This window comes from Bacillus cereus group sp. BfR-BA-01331 (assembly GCF_022663915.1).
In the GTDB taxonomy this organism is placed as follows: Bacteria; Bacillota; Bacilli; order Bacillales; family Bacillaceae_G; genus Bacillus_A; species Bacillus_A mycoides.
Window position 1 is genome coordinate 1 of sequence record NZ_JAKUGJ010000075.1, and the last position, 3975, is coordinate 3975.

A 3975-nucleotide genomic window follows, 5' to 3' on the forward strand; every position below is an offset into this window, starting at 1 on the left:
GTTATACGTGGATACATGTGTGATATAGATTTTTGGTACTCAATCCATCAAAAATCTATAAATACAGGTTGACTAATCGTAAGAAAAAGCAAGCAGTTCCAGAGATTCGCTAAAACTACTTGCTCTCCTACTTATTCTCTCTATTGTTACTCTTTAATAAATTCCTTCGTACTTCTCACTGTATCAATTGGACGAACTAATTTTTCGATTTCTTCACGCTTTGGCTCTAAGAACGGAGGTAAAGATAATTTCTCTCCAAGCGTTTCATAAGGCTCATCTCCCATAAACCCTGGGCCGTCTGTTGCAAACTCGAATAAAATTTGCGGCGCAACTCTTGCGTATAATGACTCAAAGAAGTGACGATTTACATAACCAGATGAAGGGAGTCCAACTCGACTTAGTCGCTCAATCCACTCTTCTAATACAGCGCGATCCTCTACACGGAACGCTGCATGATGCACTGTACCAAAACCTTGTTGTGCTTCAGGAAGAACTGTATTATGTTCTACAATGACAGAGGCACCGTTTCCACCTTCACCTACTTCAAATAAGTAGAATTCTCCTTCTTGAGCAATCTCTTTAAATAATAGAACTTTTTCTAGCACCTCTTTGAAATAACTAAAGTTCGCGATACGGATAAATACAGGTCCTAAACCAGTAATTGCATATTCTAATGGAACTGGACCATTTTGCCACGGTGTACCTGATTCTATCCCGTTATCTAATTCATCTGAGATTAATTGATAGTGTTGATCATCAAAGTCAACGAACGAAAGAGTTTTCTTACCAAATTGCTCTTTAATTCCTGTATGTTCTACTTCAAGACGGTCAAAACGTTTCACCCAATATTCTAGTGCTGCGTCAGTTGGAACGCGGAATGAAGTTTTTGAAATTTCATTTGTACCGTGTACACCTTTTGGAACACCTGGGAAGTCAAAGAATGTCATATCTGTTCCTGCACTACCTTTATCATCTGCAAAGAATAAATGATACGTTTGAATATCATCTTGGTTTACTGTTTTTTTAACTAAACGCATTCCTAAAACGAGAGTGAAAAACTCATAGTTCTTTTCTGCACTACTTGTAATTGCTGTAACGTGGTGAATTCCTTTTAATTGGTTCATTTTATATTCCTCCAGTGGTTTTAAATTTTATTTTCTCTTCTATTACTTCTCTTCAATAGGTGCTAATTTCGCTTCAATTTCTGCTCGCTGCTCTTCTAAGAACGGCGGTAAATCAAGTTTTTCTCCTAAATGCTCTACATCTCCATCAACTGTAAATCCTGGTCCATCTGTCGCAATTTCAAATAAGATTCCGTTTGATTCGCGGAAGTATAAGCTTTTAAAGTAGAAACGGTCGATAATGCCTGAAGAATGGAAACCTTTTTTTATTACCTGTTCTTCCCAATAAGCAAGCTCTGCATCGTTTTTTACACGAATTGCTAAATGGTGAATGCTACCACGGCCCGGCTTTTCAGTAGGACCATCTAAATATTTCACAACGATCTCTCCGAAGGCTTCCCCTTTAATAGACTGGAAAATCGCTTCTTCGTCATTTCGGCTAACTTCTGTATAACCAAATATGTCTGTTAGTGTACTTGCCAGTTTATCCAGTCTACGCACTGTCATTTCCACAGAACCCATTCCTTGAATTTGATGTTCAGCCGGAACTTCGGATTTCTCCCACGTTTCCCAGTGCTCTACTTTTTCTCCGTTTGAAACGAGTAGTACGAGACGCAGACCTTCAGCATCCTCAAATTGCAAAGCAGGACGATTTGCATATGTTGTCATTTCACTATGTTTCACATCAAATTTCTCAAATCGTTCTTTCCAGTAATGTAAGCTTTCCTCTGAAGGAACGAGTAATCCAATTCGAGTAATTGCATTTGTACCACGGTACGTTTTTCCTACTAAAGGCATTTCAAAAAATGATAATTCTGTACCTGGACTTCCTGTTTTATCTCCGTAAAATAAATGATACATGGACGGATCATCTTGGTTTACCGTCATTTTCACACGACGTAAACCAAGCACATTTTTATAAAAATGGTTATTCTCACTTCCGTTTTTTGTGACCATTGAAATGTGATGATGCCCTTTAATTTCATACATTGATAATTCCTCCGCTTCATTTTACTAGTCAAGTGATACCTAAAAAATAATATTTCCAACAAATAATATGGTTATTAACTTTTCAATTTATGCTCATTATGTTTTTATAGCTTAGTCGTATTTTTTTATTGAATAAGCTGCACTGAATCCATTTATAAATTACTTTGTTTTGTAAATCGAAAGCAACTGAGTGTATGTTTTTCATATGACTCAATCGCTTTCGTTACTATCACTTTACAACTCAAGTGATTAAAAAGCAAGTGATTTATCTCAAATTCGAGATATTTTTTTATTGCATAAAATTTTGGACTACAAACACAAGAAATTCTTAGTTTGGAGACATTATAAAATTCATAAGTTGATGGATGTAGGATATCGCCAGCATTAAAAAAACAAGCTAAGAAGTATGCAAGGTTTTATACCGTTTTTCAGCTAATTCAGTAACAAACAGAAATCTTAAAATCCCCTTCAGGATAGGAATGTATAAAAAAATGTATAGATCCATAGAACGTAAAAAGGAGGTTCCCTTATGAGAGCAGGGTTCCTCCTTGTCCTTGCTACCGATAATGTTACGTTATATTAACTGAATGCGAATACCATATACATCCAAAAATCATAACAAATCGATTCTCTGAAATGGTACAATTAGGAAAAGGGGGAAAGGATATGTACGATTACAAATTCGTGAAAGTCGAAGTTAATAACTGGAAAGGGGAACCTAAAGAAGATTATAAGCGTATTATTGCCGAACATGCTGAAGACGGTTGGAAATTTGTTCAAATCTTTGCACCATCAATCGCAGGATACGCGCAATATTTTGAGATTATCTTCGAACGAATCAAATAACCCCTTTCGAGAACGAGAGGGATTTGCTTTGAATAACATACAAAAAGAACTGAAATATTTAGGAATCTAATTGTTCTCAATTTAACTTATAAGACAAATAAGCTAATATTAATCAACTTCCAATATCGAGAATTATGTAAATAAGCTGCCCATATGGACAGCTTATTGTATTTTTTCTGAAATGCTGGCGTTACTCAACTAAAAAGTTGATATGCTCCCATTCTAGTGGCAAGATATGTTTTATTAGTTCTTCATTACACCCATGCGTACTTCTTAACTATTTTATTTCATTTTTAATAAAGTGAAACTTTAATCAGTGGGGGTTTTCTTCACCCCCCACTGATTATCAGCCCTCACCAATCGGACTTTAATGGGCAGCCCGACCCCCACCTAAATTCTTTGCTTTCGCTGAATTTTGAGTTGGGGGTCTTACTGCCCATTAAAGCGGGATAAATTGAAATTTAATGACTTAACATTATGCTTATCTTAGGAGCGAGGTATTTTATCGGTGATTGTATACAAACCATGTAATGCTTGCTGTTAATAATGCTGACGAAATCAAAGCTGTAAGAACACTATATGTTTGCAAAATAAGTATTGTTGACCAATCCAAAGCACAGCACAGTATACACAGGGCAATCGTAACGATCAGGAAAATAACTGTTACGGTTATTCTCTTTTTTGTCATTGGCTGCTGCTCATTCGTTTTCCTTCTGCGTAATCCTAAGAGAAATAGCAAAACGGCCAATAGGCAAAAAATAATTGTGATAGACGACAAAATGATATCCAAAAGCTGTGTGCCGCTTATTTCATATGACTGAGTTAGATTGCCTTCCAATATATCTTTAACTTTTAGTACCATGTTTGTATTGGTATTTGCGCCGTTGCTCAGCAAGGAGACGGCTGTTCGTTCATTTAGCAGTATAACTACTTCGGTTCTGAAATTTGGATTGCCCCCAGTGTGTTCTATAATCGTTTGTTCGGCGTTTACGGACCAGCCTGCCGCATAATACATACC

Annotated in this window: 4 protein-coding genes; 1 reads left to right on the forward strand and 3 read right to left on the reverse strand. The window is 36.5% G+C overall.

Going from position 1 to position 3975, the window contains the following annotated elements:
* Window positions 1-146 precede the first annotated feature (146 nt).
* A complete protein-coding gene (locus tag MR155_RS30625; protein ID WP_242312057.1) occupies window positions 147-1124 on the reverse strand; it encodes a ring-cleaving dioxygenase in 978 nt (325 codons plus the stop codon).
* A gap of 42 nt (window positions 1125-1166) precedes the next feature.
* Window positions 1167-2111, reverse strand: coding sequence for a ring-cleaving dioxygenase (locus MR155_RS30630; protein WP_242312058.1), 945 nt, complete (start codon window positions 2109-2111; stop codon window positions 1167-1169).
* 666 nt (window positions 2112-2777) lie between these two features.
* Here MR155_RS30630 and MR155_RS30635 point away from each other — a divergent pair.
* Window positions 2778-2957, forward strand: coding sequence for a DUF4177 domain-containing protein (locus MR155_RS30635; protein WP_000272495.1), 180 nt, complete (start codon window positions 2778-2780; stop codon window positions 2955-2957).
* A 502-nt stretch (window positions 2958-3459) separates the two neighbouring features.
* On the opposite strand, the gene MR155_RS30640 is transcribed toward MR155_RS30635, so the two are convergent.
* Window positions 3460-3975, reverse strand: a 516-nt coding sequence (locus MR155_RS30640; protein WP_242312059.1) for a hypothetical protein, incomplete at its 5' end; no start/stop codon positions are given.

What these genes read in the sequence shown, in the direction of transcription:
- MR155_RS30625 (WP_242312057.1), bottom strand. Translation starts at nt 1,124, where the DNA reads ATGAACCAATTAAAAGGAATTCACCACGTTACAGCAATTACAAGTAGT.
- MR155_RS30630 (WP_242312058.1), bottom strand. Translation starts at nt 2,111, where the DNA reads ATGTATGAAATTAAAGGGCATCATCACATTTCAATGGTCACAAAAAAC.
- MR155_RS30635 (WP_000272495.1), top strand. Translation starts at nt 2,778, where the DNA reads ATGTACGATTACAAATTCGTGAAAGTCGAAGTTAATAACTGGAAAGGG.